This window comes from Methylobacterium sp. WL12 (assembly GCF_008039475.1).
Taxonomy (GTDB): domain Bacteria; phylum Pseudomonadota; class Alphaproteobacteria; order Rhizobiales; family Beijerinckiaceae; genus Methylobacterium; species Methylobacterium cerastii.
Window position 1 is genome coordinate 1 of record NZ_VRUW01000026.1, and the last position, 19,725, is coordinate 19,725.

The 19,725-nt window shown below is 64.4% G+C and carries 18 protein-coding genes and 3 pseudogenes; 12 read left to right on the top strand and 9 right to left on the bottom strand.

The window, feature by feature from the left end:
* Nucleotides 1-124: ATP-binding protein (locus FV226_RS28330; RefSeq protein ID WP_246691584.1), on the top strand; the 124-nt coding region annotated here is incomplete at its 5' end.
* A gap of 88 nt (nt 125-212) precedes the next feature.
* Here FV226_RS28330 and FV226_RS12075 read toward each other — a convergent pair.
* A pseudogene (locus FV226_RS12075) lies at nt 213-419 on the bottom strand (transposase); the annotation flags it as partial.
* A 102-nt stretch (nt 420-521) separates the two neighbouring features.
* Between FV226_RS12075 and FV226_RS12080 the strand changes: the two are divergent.
* Both FV226_RS12080 and FV226_RS12085 read left to right on the top strand, forming a co-directional pair.
* Nucleotides 522-1,157, top strand: a complete 636-nt coding sequence (locus FV226_RS12080; RefSeq protein WP_147763106.1) for a DUF938 domain-containing protein — start codon at nt 522-524, stop codon at nt 1,155-1,157.
* Nucleotides 1,154-1,882 (top strand): SDR family NAD(P)-dependent oxidoreductase, encoded by a 729-nt coding sequence (locus FV226_RS12085; RefSeq protein ID WP_147763107.1) that lies wholly within the window; start codon nt 1,154-1,156, stop codon nt 1,880-1,882. The genes FV226_RS12080 and FV226_RS12085 overlap by 4 nt, the downstream gene beginning before the upstream one ends.
* A gap of 136 nt (nt 1,883-2,018) precedes the next feature.
* Here the strand turns inward: FV226_RS12085 and FV226_RS12090 are convergent, their stop codons facing one another.
* The 3 genes from FV226_RS12090 to FV226_RS12100 all read right to left on the bottom strand — a co-directional run bounded on the left by FV226_RS12090 (nt 2,019) and on the right by FV226_RS12100 (nt 5,744).
* Nucleotides 2,019-3,209, bottom strand: coding sequence for an amidohydrolase family protein (locus tag FV226_RS12090; protein ID WP_147763149.1), 1,191 nt, complete (start codon nt 3,207-3,209; stop codon nt 2,019-2,021).
* Nucleotides 3,210-3,222: 13 nt separating this feature from the next.
* Nucleotides 3,223-4,335 (bottom strand): hypothetical protein, encoded by a 1,113-nt coding sequence (locus FV226_RS12095; protein ID WP_147763150.1) that lies wholly within the window; start codon nt 4,333-4,335, stop codon nt 3,223-3,225.
* A gap of 431 nt (nt 4,336-4,766) precedes the next feature.
* Nucleotides 4,767-5,744 carry a TAXI family TRAP transporter solute-binding subunit gene (locus FV226_RS12100; RefSeq protein ID WP_348644101.1) on the bottom strand — a complete coding sequence of 326 codons (978 nt, stop codon included), beginning with the start codon at nt 5,742-5,744 and terminating at the stop codon, nt 4,767-4,769.
* Between the two features lie 162 nt (nt 5,745-5,906).
* Here FV226_RS12100 and FV226_RS12105 point away from each other — a divergent pair, with 162 nt between their 5' ends.
* Both FV226_RS12105 and FV226_RS28335 read left to right on the top strand, forming a co-directional pair.
* Entirely contained in the window at nt 5,907-6,872 is a 966-nt protein-coding gene (locus FV226_RS12105; RefSeq protein ID WP_210246513.1) for a hypothetical protein, read from the top strand.
* A 54-nt stretch (nt 6,873-6,926) separates the two neighbouring features.
* Nucleotides 6,927-7,271, top strand: coding sequence for an amidohydrolase family protein (locus tag FV226_RS28335; protein WP_210246514.1), 345 nt, complete (start codon nt 6,927-6,929; stop codon nt 7,269-7,271).
* A gap of 354 nt (nt 7,272-7,625) precedes the next feature.
* On the opposite strand, the gene FV226_RS12110 is transcribed toward FV226_RS28335, so the two are convergent.
* A complete protein-coding gene (locus FV226_RS12110; RefSeq protein WP_147763108.1) occupies nt 7,626-8,900 on the bottom strand; it encodes an EAL domain-containing protein in 1,275 nt (424 codons plus the stop codon).
* A gap of 170 nt (nt 8,901-9,070) precedes the next feature.
* On the opposite strand from FV226_RS12110, the gene FV226_RS12115 reads away from it, so the two are divergent.
* Nucleotides 9,071-11,224, top strand: coding sequence for an adenylate/guanylate cyclase domain-containing protein (locus FV226_RS12115; RefSeq protein ID WP_147763109.1), 2,154 nt, complete (start codon nt 9,071-9,073; stop codon nt 11,222-11,224).
* Nucleotides 11,225-11,235: 11 nt separating this feature from the next.
* Here the strand turns inward: FV226_RS12115 and FV226_RS12120 are convergent, their stop codons facing one another.
* Both FV226_RS12120 and FV226_RS12125 read right to left on the bottom strand, forming a co-directional pair.
* Entirely contained in the window at nt 11,236-11,631 is a 396-nt protein-coding gene (locus FV226_RS12120) for a DUF3307 domain-containing protein (protein ID WP_147763110.1), read from the bottom strand.
* Between the two features lie 189 nt (nt 11,632-11,820).
* Nucleotides 11,821-12,186 carry a hypothetical protein gene (locus FV226_RS12125; RefSeq protein ID WP_147763111.1) on the bottom strand — a complete coding sequence of 122 codons (366 nt, stop codon included), beginning with the start codon at nt 12,184-12,186 and terminating at the stop codon, nt 11,821-11,823.
* A gap of 54 nt (nt 12,187-12,240) precedes the next feature.
* Here FV226_RS12125 and FV226_RS12130 point away from each other — a divergent pair, with 54 nt between their 5' ends.
* Nucleotides 12,241-12,834, top strand: a complete 594-nt coding sequence (locus FV226_RS12130; protein ID WP_187278742.1) for a FecR family protein — start codon at nt 12,241-12,243, stop codon at nt 12,832-12,834.
* 175 nt (nt 12,835-13,009) lie between these two features.
* On the opposite strand, the gene FV226_RS12135 is transcribed toward FV226_RS12130, so the two are convergent.
* Nucleotides 13,010-14,178, bottom strand: a protein-coding gene (locus FV226_RS12135; protein ID WP_147763113.1) for an IS3 family transposase whose coding sequence is annotated in 2 segments (ribosomal slippage) — nt 13,010-13,914 and nt 13,914-14,178 — 1,170 coding nt in all. Because the reading frame shifts where the segments join, the coding sequence is not laid out codon by codon here.
* 142 nt (nt 14,179-14,320) lie between these two features.
* On the opposite strand from FV226_RS12135, the gene FV226_RS12140 reads away from it, so the two are divergent.
* Nucleotides 14,321-15,970, top strand: coding sequence for an ISL3 family transposase (locus tag FV226_RS12140; protein ID WP_147763114.1), 1,650 nt, complete (start codon nt 14,321-14,323; stop codon nt 15,968-15,970).
* A 43-nt stretch (nt 15,971-16,013) separates the two neighbouring features.
* Nucleotides 16,014-16,178: pseudogene (locus tag FV226_RS12145) on the top strand (IS66 family transposase); the annotation flags it as partial.
* A gap of 175 nt (nt 16,179-16,353) precedes the next feature.
* Here FV226_RS12145 and FV226_RS12150 read toward each other — a convergent pair.
* The gene (locus FV226_RS12150; protein ID WP_147763115.1) at nt 16,354-17,805 is read right to left on the bottom strand and encodes a diguanylate cyclase; all 1,452 of its coding nucleotides are present in this window, start codon (nt 17,803-17,805) and stop codon (nt 16,354-16,356) included.
* A 548-nt stretch (nt 17,806-18,353) separates the two neighbouring features.
* Between FV226_RS12150 and FV226_RS12155 the strand changes: the two genes are divergently transcribed.
* From FV226_RS12155 to FV226_RS12170, 3 genes and pseudogenes are all read left to right on the top strand, one after another.
* Nucleotides 18,354-18,752, top strand: coding sequence for a hypothetical protein (locus FV226_RS12155; protein ID WP_147763116.1), 399 nt, complete (start codon nt 18,354-18,356; stop codon nt 18,750-18,752).
* Nucleotides 18,736-18,909 (top strand): annotated as a pseudogene (locus FV226_RS28600) (sigma factor); the annotation flags it as partial. The gene FV226_RS12155 and the pseudogene FV226_RS28600, both read left to right, overlap by 17 nt.
* 603 nt (nt 18,910-19,512) lie before the next feature.
* Nucleotides 19,513-19,716 carry a CsbD family protein gene (locus tag FV226_RS12170; protein ID WP_147763119.1) on the top strand — a complete coding sequence of 68 codons (204 nt, stop codon included), beginning with the start codon at nt 19,513-19,515 and terminating at the stop codon, nt 19,714-19,716.
* The last annotated feature ends 9 nt before the right edge of the window (nt 19,717-19,725 follow it).

A 19,725-nucleotide genomic window follows, 5' to 3' on the forward strand; every position in this document is an offset into this window, starting at 1 on the left:
GACTACCGCGCTGCTCGATCGCCTCACCCACCACTGCCACATCCTAGAGACCGGAAACGACAGCTTCCGCTTCAGGGCAAGTGCCGCAGCCGGAAAGCCGAAAAGGAGCCGCACCGTGAGTTGACCAGACCCACCCAATGATAAACATCAACCCCTGAACCTGGGTCACTTCTCAACGAAAACGCCGGGTCAACTCTCAGCGGAAATCAACACTTCGGGATCAGCCGCCACGCGATGCCGCCGCGCAGCACGTAAAAGATGGCGTTCAGGACCTCCCGCGTCGTCCAGACTGGTGGGCGGCCACATGGCGCCGGCTCCGGCATCAGAGGTGCAATCACTGCCCACTCGGCATCTGTCAGGTCGGTTTCATAGCGCAGGCCCGCACGGCTATGCTGCCGCCGGGTGGTCGGGGTCCACATGGCAGATCCAGGTCAGGTTTCAGCACCCTCTTGGAATCACTGCCGTCCCGGCCACTCAACCCTGCCTCAGCCCCTTATCGGACGGGCTCTTAGAAGAGCTCTATGCTCGATGCCTTGTTCTCGCCGGCCGCGGCCCGCAACGCCGCCTTTATCGCTGAAGTCCTCATGCGCGTTCTCCCGCCCAGCGGCCTCGTCCTTGAGATCGCGAGCGGCTCGGGCGAGCACGCCGTCCATTTCGCTCGTGCGCTGCCCGCGCTCGTTTGGCAGCCCAGCGATCCCGATGAAGCGGCCCGTCGCAGCATCGTCGCCCATGCTCACGCCGCAGGGCTGGCGAACAGCCGGTCGCCGCTGGCGATCGACGCGATCCGTCAGCGGTGGCCGGTGACGCGGGTGCACGCGGTCGTCGCGATCAACATGATCCACATTGCACCCTGGGGCGCGACCATCGGGCTGATGGCTGGTGCGGAAGCGACGCTCGCGGAGGGTGGTGTGCTCTACCTGTACGGTCCTTTTCGGGAGGGTGGCGCGCACACCGCTCCGAGCAACGCCGCGTTCGACGACAGCCTGCGCGCCAGGAATGCCTCCTGGGGGATCCGCGATATCGAGGCGGTCGTAGCAGCCGCCCGAGCGCACGATTTGCATCTGACCGAGCGCGTCGCGATGCCGGCCAACAACCTTAGTCTGATCTTTCACCGAGGGCGCCGAGGCTCTGCCGTCGACAGGGAGGTCACGCTTTGACCACCTCGTGCCCAACCAGCGCGGTCATCGTCGGTGCGTCTGGCAGCATAGGCGGGGCCTTGATCCGCGCGCTCGCCGAGGCTGCAGCCTACGCGCCGATCTTCGCGCTCTCCCGCTCGGAATCGTCAGTCCCGCAGGGCGTCCGAACTCTCCCGGTCGACCTGACAGACGAGGCGACAGTTGCGGCGGCGGCGGCCAGGGTCGGCGAAGCCGGACCGGTCGGCCTGGTCATCGTCGCCACCGGCCTTCTCCACCGGACAGGCATCTCGCCCGAGAAGACGGTCAGGGCGCTCGATCCCACCGCGATGGCCACTGTCTTCTCAGTCAACACGATCGGCCCTGCGCTCGTCGCCAAGCATTTCGTGCCCCTGCTGGCGCAAAGGGAGCGATGCGTGTTCGCGGCCTTGTCGGCGCGGGTCGGGTCGATCGGCGACAATCGACTAGGCGGCTGGTACGCCTATCGCGCCTCGAAGTCGGCGCTGAACCAGATTCTGCGAACGCTCGCGATCGAGGTTGCCCGCAGCCGACCGGAGGCGATCGTCGTGGGCTTACATCCTGGCACGGTGGCCTCCGGTCTGTCGCGGCCCTTTCGGCCGGACTCGACGGCCGACGGCGTCTTCTCACCCAAGGAGAGTGCGGCGCATCTCCTGCGCGTGCTGAATGGCCTCAGTGCGGACGACACCGGCGGCGTCTTCGCCTGGGACGGCTCGCTGATCCCCGCCTAAGCGCGGCCCCGGCTCAAATGGATGGACAGTTTGGCGAATCCGACGTCGGCGGCAGTAGCATCGAGGCGCTCCGGGTCGCGTTCTCTTCAACCGGAGTACTGGCGGCGTTACGCGAGGGTTCACCCTTGCATGCCTGCTACGGCATTACCCCTGCAGCGGTCAGTCGGCCTGCCAGCCTTGGATAGATCCGCAGCGCGTTGCGCGCGAAGATCTTAGCGCGGTCGGCGTCTGAGATCGCGGCGGCCTCAACGTAACGCTTGGTGTCGTCGAAGGCGTAGCCGGTCTCGGGATCGATCCCGTTGACGGCGCCGACCATCTCGGAGGCGAACAGCACGTTGTCGGTCGGGACGACCTTCAGAAGCAGGTCGATCCCGGGCTGATGGTAGACGCAGGTGTCGAAGAAGACGTTGCGCATCAGCTCCGAGATCGGAGGCCGCTTCAGGTCCTGCGCGAGTCCACGGTAGCGGCCCCAGTGATACGGCACCGCGCCGCCGCCATGGGGAATGATCAGCCGCAGGGTCGGAAAGTCCTTGAACAGGTCCGATGTCACGAACTGCATGAAGGCGGTGGTATCGCCGTTCATGTAGTGGGCGCCGGTCGCATGGAAGTTGGGGTTGGCCGAGGCGCTGACATGGACCATACCCGGCACGTCGAGCTCGACCATTTTCTCCCAAAGCGGATACCAGAACCGGTCGGACAGCGGCGGATCCGTCCAATAGCCTCCCGACGGGTCCGGGTTGACGTTGCAGCCGACGAAGCCGAGTTCACGCACGCAGCGCTCGAGTTCGGCCGTGCAATTCTTCGGTGAGACGCCCGGCGACTGAGGCAGCTGGCACACGCCAACGAAGTTGCGCGGCATCAGCGTCGCCACGCGGTGGATCATGTCGTTGGACACAATCGACCAGTCGCGGCTGGTGCGGGCGTTGCCGATGTGATGGCCCATGCCGCCGGCCCGCGGCGAGAACAGCGCCAGCGAGATGCCGCGCGCGGTCTGGAGCTTGACCTGCCGGTCGGCCACGCTCGCTCGCACCTCGTCGTCGCTCACGGTCAGGGATGAGGGTGCAGGCGATTGCGCAGGGTCGTTGATGGCGTCGATCTGGCGCTTGCGCCAGGTCAGCATCGCAGGCGGCTCGGTCGTGTAGTGCCCGTGACAATCGATCACGAGGCCTGAGTAGGGTGCACGCTCGACGACGCCCTGAGCCACGGCAGAGCCGGACTGCGCGGCCAGGGCAGCGACGCTGCCGCCAGCGAGCCCGCGCAGGAAGCCGCGGCGCGGGAGGCAGCAGGAACACGCAGCCGGCGTATTCGGATCCGAGTCGGCGGTCATCATGGCGTGGTCATCACGGTGCGACCGTTCGCTTGCGCAGAATCATGTCGCCCCGGAACAGGAACTTCTGCGCGCGCTTGCCGGTGTCGACCTCGGTGGTGAACACGTTGCCCTTGGAGTCCACGGCAAGGTTGTGGACCCAGTGGAAGTCGCCTGCCTGCCGGCCATTGCGCCCGAAGCGACCGAGCACCTCGCCGGTGTCGCGACTGAGCGTCCGGACTTCGTTGTTCGCCCCGTCGGCGTTGATGAGGTAGGTCTCGCGCTCGTCCGGCCAGAGCGCGAGCTCCCACACCGCGCCGTTGGCCCGCGTGCCGCGCTCGACGAACATCTCCTTCACGAAGCTGCCGTCCTTGTGGAAGACCTGGATGCGGTTGTTGGTGCGGTCACAGACATAGACCAGCCCGTCACGGGCGATCTGAACGCAGTGGACTGGATTGCGGAACTGCGCTGCCGGCGCAGCCGCGGGATCGTAGGGACCGAGCTTCTCGTCCGTCGGCGGCTTGCCGTAGGCACCCCACATCCGCTTGAACGCGCCCGTCTCGGCGTCAAACACGATGACGCGATGGTTGTAGTACCCGTCCGCGACGTAAAGCTCGTTGGTCTCGGGATCGACCTGCATTGCGGCAGGCTTGCCGAGGCGCGAGACGTCCTGGCTGTCCGTCTGCGCGCCCGATTTGCCGATCTGCAGGACGAACCGGCCGTCCTGGGTGAACTTCAGGATCTGGCCGTCGGTGTCGCCGTTCCCTGCTAGCCAGACGAAGCCCTTGTGGTCGATGTGGATGCCATGCTCATTCGTGGGCCATTCGTAGCCCTGGCCTGGGCCGCCCCAGGACTTCAGCAGCGTGCCGGCCTGGTCGAAGACAAGGACGGGCGGTGCCGGCTTGCAGCACCGGGTCCGCGGCGGATCGAGGCTTGCGGCCTTCTCGTCGTCAGTGAGCGTCCGTGGCCGCTGCACGACCCAGACGTTGTCCTGCGCATCTACGGCGACGCCGGCGGCCTGCCCCATGATCCAGTCGTTCGGCAGGCGTTTGGGCCAAGCCGGATCGACCTCGAAGCGTAGTGGCTCCTCTGCATGGACCGGTAGGGCGAAAACGATCGCGACCACGGCCGCAAGGCGTCGCAGCATGCAGGTTCCTCCAGCGATCTTATATCTGGCGTGATCGCTTTGTCTGGTGCCATTGAGGGCCATCGGACGGCGTTCGTCCAGCGACCAGGCTTTAACTTCGGGCCGCATTGTTTTTCGCGGCGCGATCCCGCCAGCCACTTCGCAGCCGTCTCGATGCCGGCGGCCGTACGGATCGCGTCGGGGCTCAGAGAACCTACGGGATCGTGGCGGGGGCGCCCGTCCCGCTTGGCCGAGAAATCGTCTCCGGCGATTTGTGCGGGTCGATCGCGGAGCGGCCAGTGACGTCGAGAGCATCGGCGCAAACGCCGCGACGGCGGTGTACGGATCGCAGCTGATCTCGCGCTACCTTGCGGACAGACCGGTTCGAAAGGCGGCTCTCCCCGCTTCGGCTTGGCCCTGGATGCAGCAACTCGGCAACGGTCGTACGGTGATCACTTCGGAGCCGCGCCGGCCTCTCGGAGATATGCGGCGGTCGCCGGATGGAGCCACCCTGCCGGCACGTTCGAGACCAGGTTTCGCGGATCGCTCTCGCGGCCCTGCAGATAGTTTTGAGCCAAGGTCTCCCGCCCGCGGTCGATCGCCCGCACGAGCCTGGCAACGGCAATGTCATCCAGGCCTGGTCGGGCAAGGATGAAGCTCCAGGAGCCGACGGTCTCGATCTCGGCATCCTGCCCACGGAAGGAGCCAGCCGGGACCGTCAGGGGACGCATCGAGGCGCGAAGGGCCAGGATTTGCGGGATCGCCTCAGGCGCCGGGCCGAAGAAGCGGGCGCCTCCGGGGGCCTCCGCCAAAGTTTTGAAGCCCGGCCAGCCAAGGCTCGCCCCCCAGAGCGCAGCGGCGCGACCATCGAGAACCTGAGTGGCGCCGTCGGCGGCATCGTCGAGGAGGATCGGCGTGATGTCGCGCGCAGGATCGATGCCGGAACCCTGAAGCACGATCCGCCCCATGATCGTGAACCCCGAGCCGCGCGTACCGAGGGCCACCGCACGACCGCGCAGATCGTGGACACTTCGGACCGGACTGGCGGCTGGAACGACGAACATGCCGGGCGAGGCGTCGATGGGGGCCACGACCGATAAACGATCGCCGTCGTCGCTCTGTGCAGCCAGTGCTTCGTAGGCGTACTCACCTTGCACGAGGGCGAGGTCGAGCTTGCCCGCTTTGAGCAAAGTGAGGTTCTCCGTCGAGCCCTTCGTGATCTTCGCATCGACAGCCAAACCCGGATCGACAGCGTGGACGGCGGCAATCAGCGCTCGGCCAAAGGCCGGAAATGAACCACCCGGCGTTGCCGTCCCCAAAGTCAGATGGAGCCCGGACTCGGTCTGCTGCGCCAGCGCGCGTGGGATCGTGGCGAGGCTTGCCATGCCGAATAGCACTGCGCGCCGCTGCATCATGGCCCCCCCGCACATGGGCTCGTCGTGATGGACCAGGCGCGCGGACCGAGCGGCACGCCTCGACAAACCCGATGACATCCCGTCAGATCGACGAACAAAGCCTATCGCGGGATCCAAGGTCGTACGCCAGCAAAAGCGACCTGCAATGTCCCGTGATCGATCCGGGAGGATAATGCGATGCGATGGAATGCGTTGCTGCCGGCCTTGGCCGTTACCACGAGCTTGTCCTGCGTTGACGATGCAGCCGCAAGACCGCTCGCCTTCACCGGGGTCCGGCTGATCGACGGTCAATCGTCTAAACCGATCGAAGACGCGGTGCTGATCGTCGACGGCGAGCGCATTGTCGCTGCGGGTTCACGCACGACCGTCGTTGTGCCGTCCGATGCCGAAATCCGGGACCTGCATGGGCGCACGATCATGCCGGGGTTGATCTCCGACCACTCGCATGTCGGCATCGTGAACGGCATCGACGTGGGCGCCCAGAACTACACGCGTGAGAACATCCTCGCTCAACTCAAAGCCTACACAGCTCGGGGCGTCACCACGGTTATGGCCCTTGGGCTCAATGGGGCGATCATGCCTGAGATCCGTGCTGAGGCGCATGCCGGACGCATTCCCGGCGCCGACCTGTTCGGCGTCGATCGGGGCATCGGCGTTCCGGATGGGGGACCGCCGCAAGCGATGATCCGTGTGAGCTCGGACCAGCTCTTTCGCCCAGCGAGCGCCGAAGAGGGCCGCGACGCGGTCCGCGCGATGAAGGAGCGTGGCACCGACATGGTAAAGCTCTGGGTTGACGACTTCGGCGGCTCCGTGCCGGCCAAGATGCAGCCGGCCGTCTACGCGGCTGTGATCGACGAGGCCCATCGCCTAGGCTTGCTGGTCGCCGCGCATGTCCACGACCTCGAAGACGCGCGTGCCGTCGTCCGGGTCGGGGCCGACGTGTTGGCGCACGGCGTCCGCGACAAGCCGGTCGATCCGGACTTCGTTACGCTGCTTGAGGCTCGCCACACCTGGTACATCGCGACACTCGCCCTCGACGAAGCGACGTTCGCCTACGCCGATGCGCCGCCCTGGGCACAGACGCCCTTTGTCAGGACGGCACTCTCGCACGACCTCAAGGCTCGGTTCGACGACCCCGTTTAGCAACGTGACACGCGTTCGAGCACCAAGGCGCAGGGCGCCCGCGACTCCCTGGCCATGAACCTTGCCAATCTGAGAGTTTTGAAGGACGCTGGTGTCCGGATCGGATTCGGGACCGACAGCGGCGCGGCGCCCGAGCGGGTCCCGGGCGTGGCGGAACACCGCGAGTTGATGTTGATGGTGCAGGCCGGGTTCACGCCCATGGAAGCGTTGAACATAGCAACGTCGCAGGCTGCCGACCTTCTCGGCCTCCGCGATCGCGGCCAGCTGGAAGCCGGACGCCGTGCCGACTTCATCATCCTTTCCGCGGACCCGTCCGAGGACATTGCGAATAGCACCCGGATCATCGAGGTCTGGCAGCGCGGACGACTGCAAGAGCCAGTCTCATCGGCTTCGCCATGATCCGCCTCTGCTGTAAAGCAGCTTCGTATTGTTAGCTAATTGTGCGAAGCGCCGGAATTTTGATTGGTTACCTCGGCAATCGTGCTCAGGTTTTTCCAACACCTGAGATGCACCATGATCGGAATTCTGACGCCTGCCCGAAGCAGACATTCTGCTGCCGACCCAACATTGTCGTTCAGACTGCTGCCAGCGCTGCCCGTGAACGGACATAAGGCTGGCGTTCGATAAGCAGCATAATAAGATTTTCTATAATAACTTTAAATTCAGTTAGATAACATTGCCAGCGCCGTCTATTGGTATTGCGGTTTTAGGAGCGAGCGGTTGATCGTCCACATAATAGAAATAACTCAGGAATTAGATTTGCGCACGCCACTTCGCGGGAGCAAGAGCAGCCCAGCAGCGGGTCAACGCGATAGACGAGTCGAGCGGCATGGGCTTGCCGAAGAGATAGCCTTGGCCGAGTGCGCAGCCCATCTCGGTCAGCAGATCCGCTTCTTCTATCTGCTCGATCCCTTCTGCGACAACGGGGATCTCTAAATCGTCGGCTAAGCGCAGGATGGTCTGAACGATACGACGACTGGTGCGATCAGTCAGGAGGGTGCGCACGAAGGCTCGGTCGATCTTGAGGGTCGTGATCGGAAGCGTGCTCAGATAGCTCAAGCTGGAGTACCCTGTCCCGAAATCATCGATGGCGACCCCAAGGCCTGCCAGCCGGCATTCCGCCAAAGCTGCCGCTGCGCGTTCTGGATCCCGCATCAGCATGCTTTCTGTGACTTCGATCTTGAGCCGATCGGGTTCGATTCCGGTCCGGGCGATGAGATCAGCAATCAGTTGAGGAAACGAGGCGGCTGCCAGATCGTGACCGGACACGTTCACGCTCATGAACAGTTGGTTTTCGATCCAAGACACGTTCCGCATCGCGGCCAGCATGAACTCCGGTAGCACGCGCCCGGCTTCTGCGAGGGCGAAGGCGGTGAGCTCGCTGATCAATCCGGACGCTTCCGCAACCGGGATAAATTCGACCGGTGGCACCATTCCACGGTGTGGATGACGCCAGCGCATCAATGCCTCGAACCCCGCCAGCCGTCGGGAGGAGAGACGAACGATCGGCTGATAGTGCATTTCGAATTGACCAGCTCTCACGCCATCGCGGATCTCACGCTCGAGGACGAGTGTGTTCAGCGCGGAAGTGAACGCGTCGTTCGCGGTGGGTCCGCTCGGCGAATGCAACTTGGCTTCGGCAGGTGGGGGCGCTGAGCCCTTCATATGTTCGAGCAAGGCAACGGTTTCGCGGTATCGATCCAGCACGACACCAAGGCACATGCAGAGGATCGGATCGGTCTCGGCGATGCGGTGTGCGAGCTGCTGCTCTGTAATCGCGACCAGGGCGCTGTCTTCTAACGCGCGCACGGAAGCCGAACGTGGACGCTTGTCCAGAATGGCCATCTCGCCGACGATCTCGCCCGGGCCACGTTGAGCCAAGACAAGATCACCATCCGGCCGCTCAAGGAAGACCTCAAGCCGGCCACTGATGATGAGGTAAGCCGCATCCCCGGGCTGGCCGGCTGCGAACAGGAGCGATCCTGCCGGCACCAGCCTGCGGTCGAGTGTCGTGTACAGCGCGTTCACCACCGGGCACCCCGCACGGCCGTTTCTACCGTCTAAGATCCTGTAGCGGACAAATGATTAAGCCAAGCAAAAGAACTGATGCCTTCTTCAGTGTCGATCCGCGTTCTTAATAGCTTGTCAGCGTCGGCTTGCGATGGTCTCCGGAAGCCGGATGGGGAGACCGCAGGGCGATGTCTAAACCGCTCATCCGCGCGCCGCGAACACTCAAGCGATGGACAACTCCTTGCTTCGTGGGGGCAGGCGCCATCGTGGTGCTCCTTATGCTTGCTTCGGGGCTGCCGGCACCGTTCGCGCGATTGGAAAACTTCGCCGCCGACACAATGCAACGTCTCTCACCGCGCGACCCAAGCGCGGCACCGGTCCTCGTGGTGGATATCGACGAGGAAAGCTTGTCCCGACATGGCCAATGGCCGTGGCCGCGCACCGTCGTCGCCGACGTTGTGACCGCGCTCCAGGATCTCGGTGCCAGCGCCATCGCTTTGGATATGGTCTTTGCGGAGCCCGATCGGACCTCGCCGTCGCGACTCATCCCGGAATGGGCACAGCGTTTCGGCTTCCAAGCCTCGGCGATGCCATCCCCGCTGCCGAACCACGATGCCTTGTTGGCTGAAGCCTTCGCGCGCGGGCGGGTGGTGGCGGGTCTAGCGCCGATCGACGATGTGCGTGTCGGGCTTCCGAAACGCGTCGCGGCCTTCGCGGTGATCGGCTCCGCCAACTTCGAGCAGATCCCGCACTTCAAGGGTGCGGTTGTGAATGTCCCTGTGCTCGACGCGGCGGCGGACGGCCACGGCAGTTTTTCGATCAAGGCCGGCACGGACGAAATCACCCGGCGTTTGCCGATGCTCGCATTCGTCGGCGATCGCTTGGTGCCGTCGCTCGCCCTAGAAGCGTTGCGTGTGCTGCAGGACGAAGACACGTTCAAGGTACGTGCCGAGCGCGTCGGCGAGACGCTGACCGGGTACACGGTCCGTGTCGGCGACATCGACGTCCCGCTCGACGCCGACGGGTCGCTCCGACTGCGCTTCCCCGCTCCACGATCGTCGCGGACCGTTTCGGCTTGGCGACTTCTCGACGCGGATCACCGCGCCGAGTTGCGCAAGGAGGTGAAGGGGGCAGCCGTCTTCGTCGGCACCAGCGCGGTCGGCTTGTCCGACTTGCGGCCGACACCGATGACCCCGTTCGAGCCGGGCGTCGATCTGCACGCCATCGCCCTGGAACAGGCTCTGACCGGCAAGCATCTTGTCCGCCCGGTCTGGGCATCAGGGGCGGAGCGTAGCGCAGCGCTACTCTTTGGGCTCGCAGTCGCGTTTGCTGGCGCTCTCGCGCCTTTCGGCGTAGCAGCCGTGATGGCCGCGTCGACATTCGCGATTCCGAGCCTGGTCGCGTGGGCCGCGTTCACCCGCGCCGACCTGCTTTTCGATCCGACGCTGCCCAGCCTCTCGGTCGCTGTCGGCTTTGCTGGAGCCATCTTGGTCCGCTATGCCGGCACGGAGCGCGCGTCGCGCCGGCTGCGCGCCGCCTTCACGCACTACCTTTCGCCCGACCTCGTGGCCGCGCTCGCGAGCGATCCCGCCCGGCTCAAGCTCGGAGGCGAGTCCCGCGAGATGACGTTCTTGTTCACCGACCTCGAAGGGTTCACTGCGATGACCGAGGCGGCGGGTGCTGAGGCGCTCGTGCAGCTGTTGAACGACTACCTCGACGGGATGTGTTCGATCGCGATGGAGCACGGCGGCACGGTCGATAAGATCGTGGGCGACGCGGTGCACGTCATGTTCAACGCACCTCTCGATCAACCCGATCACCCCGAGCGCGCCGTACGGTGCGCACTCGCGCTCGATGCCTTCGCGGAAGCCTTTAAGCTCCGTCAGCGCGCAGCGGGGATCGCGTTCGGCATCACGCGCATTGGGGTGAACACCGGGATGGCGGTCGTCGGAAATTTCGGCGGGTCGCGGCGCTTCGACTACACCGCTCACGGAGACGCCATCAACACCGCGGCACGGCTCGAGGCGGCCAACAAGACCCTCGGGACACGGATCTGTATCGCGCGCGCCACCGTCGAACGCGTCTCGACACACGTCTTCAGACCCGTCGGAACGCTGTTGCTGAAGGGCAAGTCGGTCGGCGTCGACGTGTTCGAACCCGTCACGCAGCCGACCGGGGCGCTGGCCAACTATCTAGACGCGTTCGGTCGGATGGTTGCGGGCGATGCCGGCGCGCTGCAGGATCTGCTCAGCCTGCACGCCGCCGATCCGAACGATCCGATCCTCGCACTGCACGCACGCCGCATCAGAGCCGGCGAGTGCGATGCGCTCATGGCCGCCTGAACACCGGCCCTTCAGCCCAGGACGAGAAGAACCGCGAGTGCGACGTTCGTGACCTGATGCAGGAACTGGTCGAACCCCATAAGCCACCAGAACCGCGGATCGGTCATCGCGAAGCGGGTACGATGCGACGCCACGGCCTTGCCGCGGTCGATCAATCCATGAACGACGAAGTCCACGAGCGCGATCCACCAGAGCGCCGGCTTGAACACCAGCGCGATGCCAAGGGTGGCGAGCGCATGCGAGCCGGCATGAACAACGAGCGGCGCTTGCCAACCCGTAACGCGCTCCTTGCCGCGGGCCATCCACTCGGTCTGCGCCACGAAGTCGATCAGGTAATGCTTGGCAGCCATGACCAGGAGCAGCGTAGTCAGCGGCCCGAGGGGAACGGCCGAATCGAAGGCTGGCATGGACCCCTCCACTGGTCGCGGTCCGGCAGCTTTGCTTAGCCAGCCTCAATAAGTCGCTAACGCGAAGGCGCGACAATAGGCGTCGATATTTCCAGTTTTCGAGCAGGCAGTCTTATTGATGATTGATTAATCCATTTGTTTTATGATGTTTAGGTCTAATTCGGGCCTGATCATATGAGCGAACCTCAGCTACCGCGAGACGAGAAAGCCGAAATCTCCTGGATCGCGGTTATTCGGCTTGCCGACGGTATCGATCGCCCTTGTACTGTCACAGACGTTTCTTACTCTGCAATGAAGATTAGAGTTCAAAACGAACTGGATCTTCCAGATGTGTTCGTCCTGAAAATCGTTGGGCGGAGCCTGATCTTTCAGGTGAGGAAAGTTTGGCGAGGCGAGCATAGCGTTGTTGCCGTCGTCGAGAAGATCGCCAAGCTTCCGCCTCAGCCGGCTGTCTCGACCGAGACCAAGAGCGCGATCCCTGACGCCGATCGCCGAACGCGTCTCGATACGCGCCGCCAGACCGGCTCGTTTTCCTGAACCCTTTGTTACTGCCACCACGCTCGGAGTGTGCTCATGAATCGACTTTGTATCGTCCCCCTGACAATTGCCATGGTGGGGACCGGACTACCGGCACTCGCAGCTCCGGAACCGATCGGCGCGATTGAAAAGGTCCAGGCCGATGCGACCGCAAGCCAGGGCCACGAAACGCGTGCCTTGGCGCCGACCGGCCCATTGCTGTTCAAAGACAAACTGCGCACCGGCCCCGGAGCAAGGCTGGAAGCCAAGCTCGAAGACGGCACCGTGCTAACGCTCGGCGAGAAGGGCCGCATGACGGTCGATGAGTTCGTCTACAAGCCGGGCTATCTCGGCGGGGCGATGAGCGTGAAGGTTGCACAAGGCGCCTTCTTGTTCGTGGGCGGAAAGGTCGAAGGACCGACGGGCGGCAACGTCGTCATAGAGACCCCAGTCGGTACTTTGGGTGTGCGCGGTACCACCGTCTGGGGTGGCCAGATCGACAGGGGTTATGGTGTGTTGGTGCTCGATGGTGAGGTTGAAGTCACCACCAAGCGCGGTAAGGTACTCCTGAAGAAGGGCCAAGGCACGATGATCTACAGCAACAAGGCTCCGATGGAGGCCGGCCCGTGGCCCGAGGATCGCACAACCCGTGCTGTGCAGACGGTCAGCTTTGCCAAGGTGCAGTGATCGGTCGATCTGACCTTAAATTGTGACTTAATATGGTCGGCGTACTGATCTTACGCCGACCAGATCCATCGCTTTATGTTCGGTCAATCCGCTGGCCGTGCACCGTCCGACGTGTAGGGTGCGGGTCGTCGCGCCGGTACCTGGCCTGCCCCCATTTGGTGGCCCAGGTTCGAAGTTAGTGCATCGTCGGTCGTGTGACGATGGCGGGGTGAGCGAGCGGCGCTGATCTGCTCGGTTCCGTTGGCCAGATGACGACCTCCGGTGCAGGCGGGTGGTAGCCGAGCGACGAGTGCGGCCGGATGCTGTTGTAGTGCCTACGCCATTGCTCGATCACGACGCAGGCCTCCTTGAGGGTGTAGAACACCTCGCCGTTGAGGAGTTCATCCCGCAGCTTCGCGTTGAAGCTCTCGCAATAGCCGTTCTCCCACGGACTGCCCGGCTCGATGTAGGCGGTCGTCGATCCCACCGCCGCGATCCAGTCCTGAACGGCTTTGGCGATGAACTCCGGCCCATTGTCCGAGCGGATATGACCCGGCACACCGCGCAGGCTGAACAGATCCGAGAGAACATCGATCACGTCGAGTGCCTTCAGCTTGCGAGATACACGGATTGCCAGACACTCGCGCGTGAACTCGTCGATGACGTTCAGCATCCGGTACTTGCGCCCATTATGCGTGCGGTGCTCGACGAAGTCGTAGGACCAGACGTGGTCCGGTCGCTCCGGTCGCAGTCGTAGGCATGAGCCATCGTTGAGCCAGAGGCGTGCCCGTTTCGGTTGGCGAGCGGGGACCTTAAGGCCTTCCTGTCGCCAGATTCGTTCGACCCGCTTCACGTTCACCGTCCAGCCATCGCGCCGGAGCAAGGCCGTGATCCGACGGTAGCCGTAACGGCCGTACTGGAGGGCCAACGCGATGATCGCAGCCGTCAGGGCGGCTTCGTCCTCGATCAAGACGGCGCATTTGCGCTGTGTCGAACGATGCTGGCCCAGAACACGGCAGGCGAAGCGTTCCGAGACGCCATGCTCGGCAACGACGTAGTCGACACAAGCCCGGCGGCGAGCCGGGCTCAGAAGTTTCCCGAGGCGGCCTCCTTCAGGATCAGCTTCTCCAGGGTCAGGTCGGAGATCGCTCGACGAAGACGCTGGTTCTCAGTCTCCAAGGACTTCAGCCGCTTGACCTGATCACCCTTCAGACCGCCGTACTCGGAACGCCAGCGATAGTACGTGACTTCCGTCACCTCGATGGATCGGATTGCTTCAGCAACCTTGCGTCCTTGCGACACCAAGACATCGACCTGACGCAGCTTGGCGACGATCTCTTCAGCCGTATGCTTCTTCCGTCCCATCACAACATCCTCCACATGGCTTGAAGCCATACCTCAGGGAGGACCACTTTTCGGCTCTTCGCCAAGTTTAGTGGATTGGGTCGGCTGGGGGTGCTGGGAGGTAGCTCCTGGCTGACCCGGGCAAGGATTCTCAGATCAGGGCATGACCCTTCTCTGTTACATCCCCGGTTGTCGCGTTCTCCACGTCACGCGTGCGGAGAGCACTGCCCTTCGCATTACCGCTCAAGCGAAGCGCGATCATGCCCGTTGCCCATGCTGTCGTACGGTCAGCCGGTCAGTGCATAGTCGCTATCACCGGCGTCCCGCCGACCTACCGACGAGTGGTCAAGAGGTGCGCCTGAACCTGACGATCCGGCGCTTCTACTGCCACAATCCGGCTTGCGCGCGTCGGACCTTCGCCGAGCGTCTGCCTCGCCTCCTCGACCGCTACGCTCAGAGGACCCGCCGGCTGGCCGATGCCCAAGTTCGGACCGCACTGGCGCTCGGTGCCACGCCCGCCGCCCGGCTGCTGCCGCACCTGGCGATGCCGACCAGTGCCACGACACTGCTGCATGGCATCCGCAAATGGCCGCTGCCGACTCGATCCAAACCGATCATCGTCGGTGTCGACGATTGGGCCCTGCGCAAGGGGCGAACCTATGGCACCATCCTTGTCGACCTCGAACGCCGCCGTCCCATCGACCTGCTGCCGGATCGTTCGGCCGCGACGCTGGCGGCTAGGCTCCGGCGAGACCCGCAGATCCAGGTCGTGGCACGGGATCGCTCGACCGAATATGCGCGTGGGACCACCATGGGTGCGCCCGATGCCGTTCAGGTCGCAGACCGATGGCATCTCCTGCTCGAGACCCGGCAGATGGTCGAGCGCTGGCTCGCCCGCGTCCATCCGCGTCTGAAGCTGTTGCCGGCCGTGGCCCCGTCATCGCCCTCGATCCGGCGCGTCACGGCCTTCCCACGCGCACCGTCCGAGATGCTCGCGCGAGATGCTGCCCGTAGCCGATGGAAAGCGGCCTACGATGACGTGCGTCGCCGCCATGCGGAGGGACAGTCGCTTCGGCGCATCAATCGCGAGACCGGCTTGGCCCGGGCCACGGTGCGCAAGTACGCCTTCGCCGCAAGCGTCCCCCGGAACGGCATGCGCGAGCCGAAGCCGAGCATGCTCGATCCTTATCTCGGGCATCTGCATGTCCGCTTGGATGAGGGGTGCGAGAACGCGACGCAACTCTGGCGCGAACTTCAGGGTGTCGGATTTGCCGGCACCGCGAAGCAGGTGCGTCGCTGGTTATCCGAGCGGCGCGCAGGCTCGGCCAAAACGACCATCCGGTCGTCGCCAGCGACAGCTGACATCCGTGTTGCGATCTCCACCGCATCACCCCTGGCCTCATCCAAGCAACTGTCCTGGCATCTCCTGCGTGAGCCCGAAGACCTCGACCCCGAGGCAGCCGCGGTCGTTGCGCGCGTCCTGCAGGATACCGAGGCGGCCAAGGTCGTCGATCTCGCCCGCCGGTTCTGCCGGATCGTCCGGAGCCGCTGTCATCCGCCGCCATCGGGAAGATCGGATGTCACGGCGTTCGATGAATGGCTGGGCGACGCCCAAAACTGCGGCGTCCGCATCGTCGAGAACTTCGCCGCCAGCATCGGCCAGGACGGAGACGCCGTGCGGTCCGCGCTGACACTCCCTTGGAGCAGTGGACAGGCTGAAGGGCAGATCACGCGTCTCAAGCTCCTGAAGCGCGCCATGTACGGCCGCGCCAACCTCGATCTCCTCCGCCGACGGTTCCTCCACGTAGTCTGATCCACCAAACTTGGCGAAGAGCCACTTTTCAGGAGGCAGGCCAGCGGTGTTGTCCAATTTGTTCGGTTTGACGCTCAGCCAGTTCAGGCTGATGAACCTGCTTCGTCGAGCGCAAACACGCTTCCGTTCCGGCCGCGAGGAGGCCTTCTTGACCCTACGTCGGGCCGCGGCGGTCGCCTCGGCCGAGACCGGCGTGCGCATCAAGGGCGGCACCAGCAGAAGTTCACCAATTGCTATCGCGCGATGTGAGGTGCCGAGGGCGAAGCTACCATCCCCGCCGTCGTCGATACCGCCCGCCTCAGAGGCAGAAGCCCCTTGACCATTCCCCTCAAAACCCTCGGCGCCTCAACCCAGTTATCACCGGGGTGGGTAATTACAATCGCTTAAGCGACCTGCCGCGGGTCCGGCTTGGGCTGGTAAGTCTGCGCCGTGCCCTTGCGCGTGCGCTTGGCCGCGTAGAGCGCCGCGTCGGCGTGGCGCAGGACGGCGTCGCGGTCGTGCGACGCTTCGCTGGACCACGCGATGCCGATCGTTCCCGTCACTCGGGCGATGTGGCCCTGTCCATCCATGACAATCTCTAGGTCGTGCAGGAGGCGCCGCACCATGGTGTCCAGGTCCGAGCGAGCGAGGTTCTGGGGGACGACCACCGCGAACTCGTCGCCTCCCAGGCGCGCCGGAAAATACCGCTCGTAGCCGGCTTTGCGCAGGCGCTCGGCGACGCGGCGCAGCACGGCGTCGCCCGCCGCATGCCCGAGGGCGTCGTTCACGCCCTTGAAGCCGTCGAGATCGATCAGGAGGACGCCGACGTCGCCGTCTGCAGCCCGCGCCTCGTGCAGCCGCGCATCGAGGACGCGGTGGAACTCGGCCCTGTTGGCCAGCTGCGTCAGGTCGTCGGTGCGGGCCTGGTGCCGGAGCCGCGTCTCCAGCCCGTGCCGCTCGGTGATGTTCTGGATCAAGCCGATGAGCGCGGCGGGCTTGCCCTTGGCCAGCTCGATCTCGCAGTAGCATCGCACGCGCCGCGTGTTGCCCTTGGCGGTCACGAGGTCGGCCTCGAGCTCGAACGGCTCGCCGGTGTCCAGGGTGCGCATCACCGCAGCCCTGAACGCGGTGCGGTCGGGCTCGGGGAAGGCGTCCATGACGTCGCCGGCCGGCTCGGCGCCGCCGACGGGCAGCTCATGGATGGCGAAGACGCCGTCCGACCAGGATAGGGTCCGCTTCTCGATGTCGTAGCGGTACGATCCCATGTCGGCCATGCGCTCGGCCCGTTTGAACTGGCGACGCTCGCGTTCCAGGCGTTCGACCGTCATCAGGTGCTCCTCGGCCACCTCCGCGGCGCGGACGGCGAGGGTTCGGGCCTCGATCAACGCTTCGGCGACGCAGGCCAGCTCCGTGAGGATGTCGAGGTCGGCCGCCGTCGGCGCGCGGGGCTGCTCGTCGAGGACGCAAAGCGTTCCGACCGTGACCCTGTCGCCGTCGGGGCGCCGGACGCGGACCGGAACGCCGGCGTAGTAGCGGATGTGCGGTGCGCGCGTGACGAACAGGCTCGTCGCGAAGCGCGGGTCGAGGGTGGTGTCGGCGACGATCAGCGGCGCCTCGGTCTCGAACACGATGGGGCAGAACGCCTGGGCCCGCTGGGTCTCGGCCGCCAGGGGTCCGCAGCGCGCCTTGAACCACTGCCGCTCCGGGGCGACCAGGGTGATCGAGGACATGCCGGTCCCGAGCATGCGTTGGGCGAGCTTGGCGAGGGCGTCGAACTCGCGCTCGGGCGGCGTGTGGAGCAAGTCGATCTCGGCAAGCGCCTTTTGGCGTAGTGCCTCGCGCTGTGTGTCCGACATGTTTCCCTGTCGCCCGTGTGCAGCCCACCGAAGCGAAGGTGCTGTCATTTGGATACGACGAATAGACTTAATCAAAGGTGACGTGAGCTGCGGCCTATCACAGAGCCCACTCTATATCGTCACTTTCTTCTGCCTCATGCTCAAACAGGCCGCTCAGCTCGCGGCCAGTTTTTAACAACCCCTAACGTCGGCTTTCTTATTTCACCATCCGAAACCGGACTGACAGGAATCCACCCGATACGGTCGTAGAACGGACGGTCGGGACTCGACCCGACGATGCCGTTGATGCCCACACGTGGGCATCTCGAATGCGGTCGTTCATCGATGGATATCGTCGCGGTAAGGGTGTTCTTAGGTTCCGTGTCATGGCTAGGTCGAGTGCTTCGTAGCGGCGCTCGACCGTTGTGCAGGCAGCCGATCGGTGTTCGGTGACGTGAGCCGAGCAGGGCCGACGTTCTGAAAGGATCCCCTCGGAAACTTGCATCCCATGTCACATCGGAAGGCAGCGCATCGTCACTCACGTGAACGTATCACGGGGAGATCGCTCGATGACCAAAGCCATTCCGGTACTTGCCGGCATCCTCGGCGCAGGACTGGCCGGGAACGGCGTCTTCATGCTCACTGCGCCCGAGGCATGGTACTTCGCGGTGCCGGGCGTGACGACGACAGGCCCGTTCAATCAGCACTTCCTGCGCGATATCGGCCTGATCTTCGTGCTGATCGGGTCGGGGTTCGCGTACGGCGCGGCCCGAGCGGGACCGCGCTCGCTGCTCTGGACCCTCGGTGCCGTCTGGCTCTCGGGCCACGCGCTGTTCCACTTCTGGGAGGTTGCGGTGGGCATCTGTGGGCCGGAGGTTCTGCCCCGCGACTTCCCTTCGGTGACGCTTCCTGCGCTTATCGCGGTCGCCCTCAGCGTCTGGTCGTTCCGCCATGCCGACCATCGATGATCCGACCCGCGTCTTCGAACAGGAGCGGGCTCGGCTCATCCGGCTCGCCTACCGCATGCTCGGGTCCCTCGGCGAAGCCGAGGACGTCGTACAGGACGCCTGGCTGCGCTGGCGGCACGTCGACCATCCTGGGGTCGCCTCGGCCGGCGCCTTCCTGTTTCTACAGGTTTATCGTTACAATTTGCAACAAATCATTACAATATACGCTGCAACCGTTCCTATAATTATGTTGTTTCATAGGCATCTCAACAGAGGAGAAGACTATGCGACTAAAACTTGCTGGTGCAGCCGTCCTCGCTCTCGGTACGATTGCAGCAACCGCCGGCGCCGCTGAGGCGCGCGACGGCTGCGGACCCGGAGGCCTTCGCGGATACTACGGTTATTGCCGTCCGAACGTCGTCTATCGCCCCATCGTCGTACGCCCAATCGTCTACGGCTACCGCCGCATCGGCTGGTACGGCCCACGGTGGCACCGCTGGGGTGGCTACCGTCACGTCGGCTGGCATCGCCCCTGGGGCTGGCACGGCGGCTACCGCCACGTCGGCTGGCATCACCGTTGGTAAGGGTGACGTCGCATCAAAAGAGGCGTCCGGCTCCCGCCGGGCGCCCTTTGTGCAAATGCGACTCTATTTTGGGGGGAAGTCCTGCGGCAGGCATCCACGCGCTGATCGCGGGCTTGTGGTGCGGACGGGGGGAACGCCGTTCCGGACAAGGCTGTTACTGGTGCCAGTGACCGGCCTGGTCGCGAGGGAGAAACGCCATGAGCAGCACCACCGACAAGATCAAGGGTCTGGCCAACGAGGCCGTCGGCAACGTGAAGCAGGGCATCGGCAACGTGACCGACAACGACAAGCTGAAGGCCGAGGGCAAGGCCCAGGAGCTCAAGGGCGAGGCCCAGAAGACGACGGGCGACGTCAAGGACGGCGCCAAGCACGTCGCGGACAAGATCACCGGCAAGGCCTGATCCGAGCGC

Coding starts and splice junctions, on each gene's coding strand:
- FV226_RS12080 (WP_147763106.1), top strand. CDS start 522: ATGCTCGATGCCTTGTTCTCGCCGGCCGCGGCCCGCAACGCCGCCTTT.
- FV226_RS12090 (WP_147763149.1), bottom strand. CDS start 3,209: ATGACCGCCGACTCGGATCCGAATACGCCGGCTGCGTGTTCCTGCTGC.
- FV226_RS12095 (WP_147763150.1), bottom strand. CDS start 4,335: ATGCTGCGACGCCTTGCGGCCGTGGTCGCGATCGTTTTCGCCCTACCG.
- FV226_RS12100 (WP_348644101.1), bottom strand. CDS start 5,744: ATGTGCGGGGGGGCCATGATGCAGCGGCGCGCAGTGCTATTCGGCATG.
- FV226_RS12105 (WP_210246513.1), top strand. CDS start 5,907: ATGCGATGGAATGCGTTGCTGCCGGCCTTGGCCGTTACCACGAGCTTG.
- FV226_RS28335 (WP_210246514.1), top strand. CDS start 6,927: ATGAACCTTGCCAATCTGAGAGTTTTGAAGGACGCTGGTGTCCGGATC.
- FV226_RS12115 (WP_147763109.1), top strand. CDS start 9,071: ATGTCTAAACCGCTCATCCGCGCGCCGCGAACACTCAAGCGATGGACA.
- FV226_RS12120 (WP_147763110.1), bottom strand. CDS start 11,631: ATGCCAGCCTTCGATTCGGCCGTTCCCCTCGGGCCGCTGACTACGCTG.
- FV226_RS12130 (WP_187278742.1), top strand. CDS start 12,241: ATGGTGGGGACCGGACTACCGGCACTCGCAGCTCCGGAACCGATCGGC.
- FV226_RS12140 (WP_147763114.1), top strand. CDS start 14,321: ATGACCCTTCTCTGTTACATCCCCGGTTGTCGCGTTCTCCACGTCACG.
- FV226_RS12150 (WP_147763115.1), bottom strand. CDS start 17,805: ATGTCGGACACACAGCGCGAGGCACTACGCCAAAAGGCGCTTGCCGAG.
- FV226_RS12155 (WP_147763116.1), top strand. CDS start 18,354: ATGACCAAAGCCATTCCGGTACTTGCCGGCATCCTCGGCGCAGGACTG.
- FV226_RS12170 (WP_147763119.1), top strand. CDS start 19,513: ATGAGCAGCACCACCGACAAGATCAAGGGTCTGGCCAACGAGGCCGTC.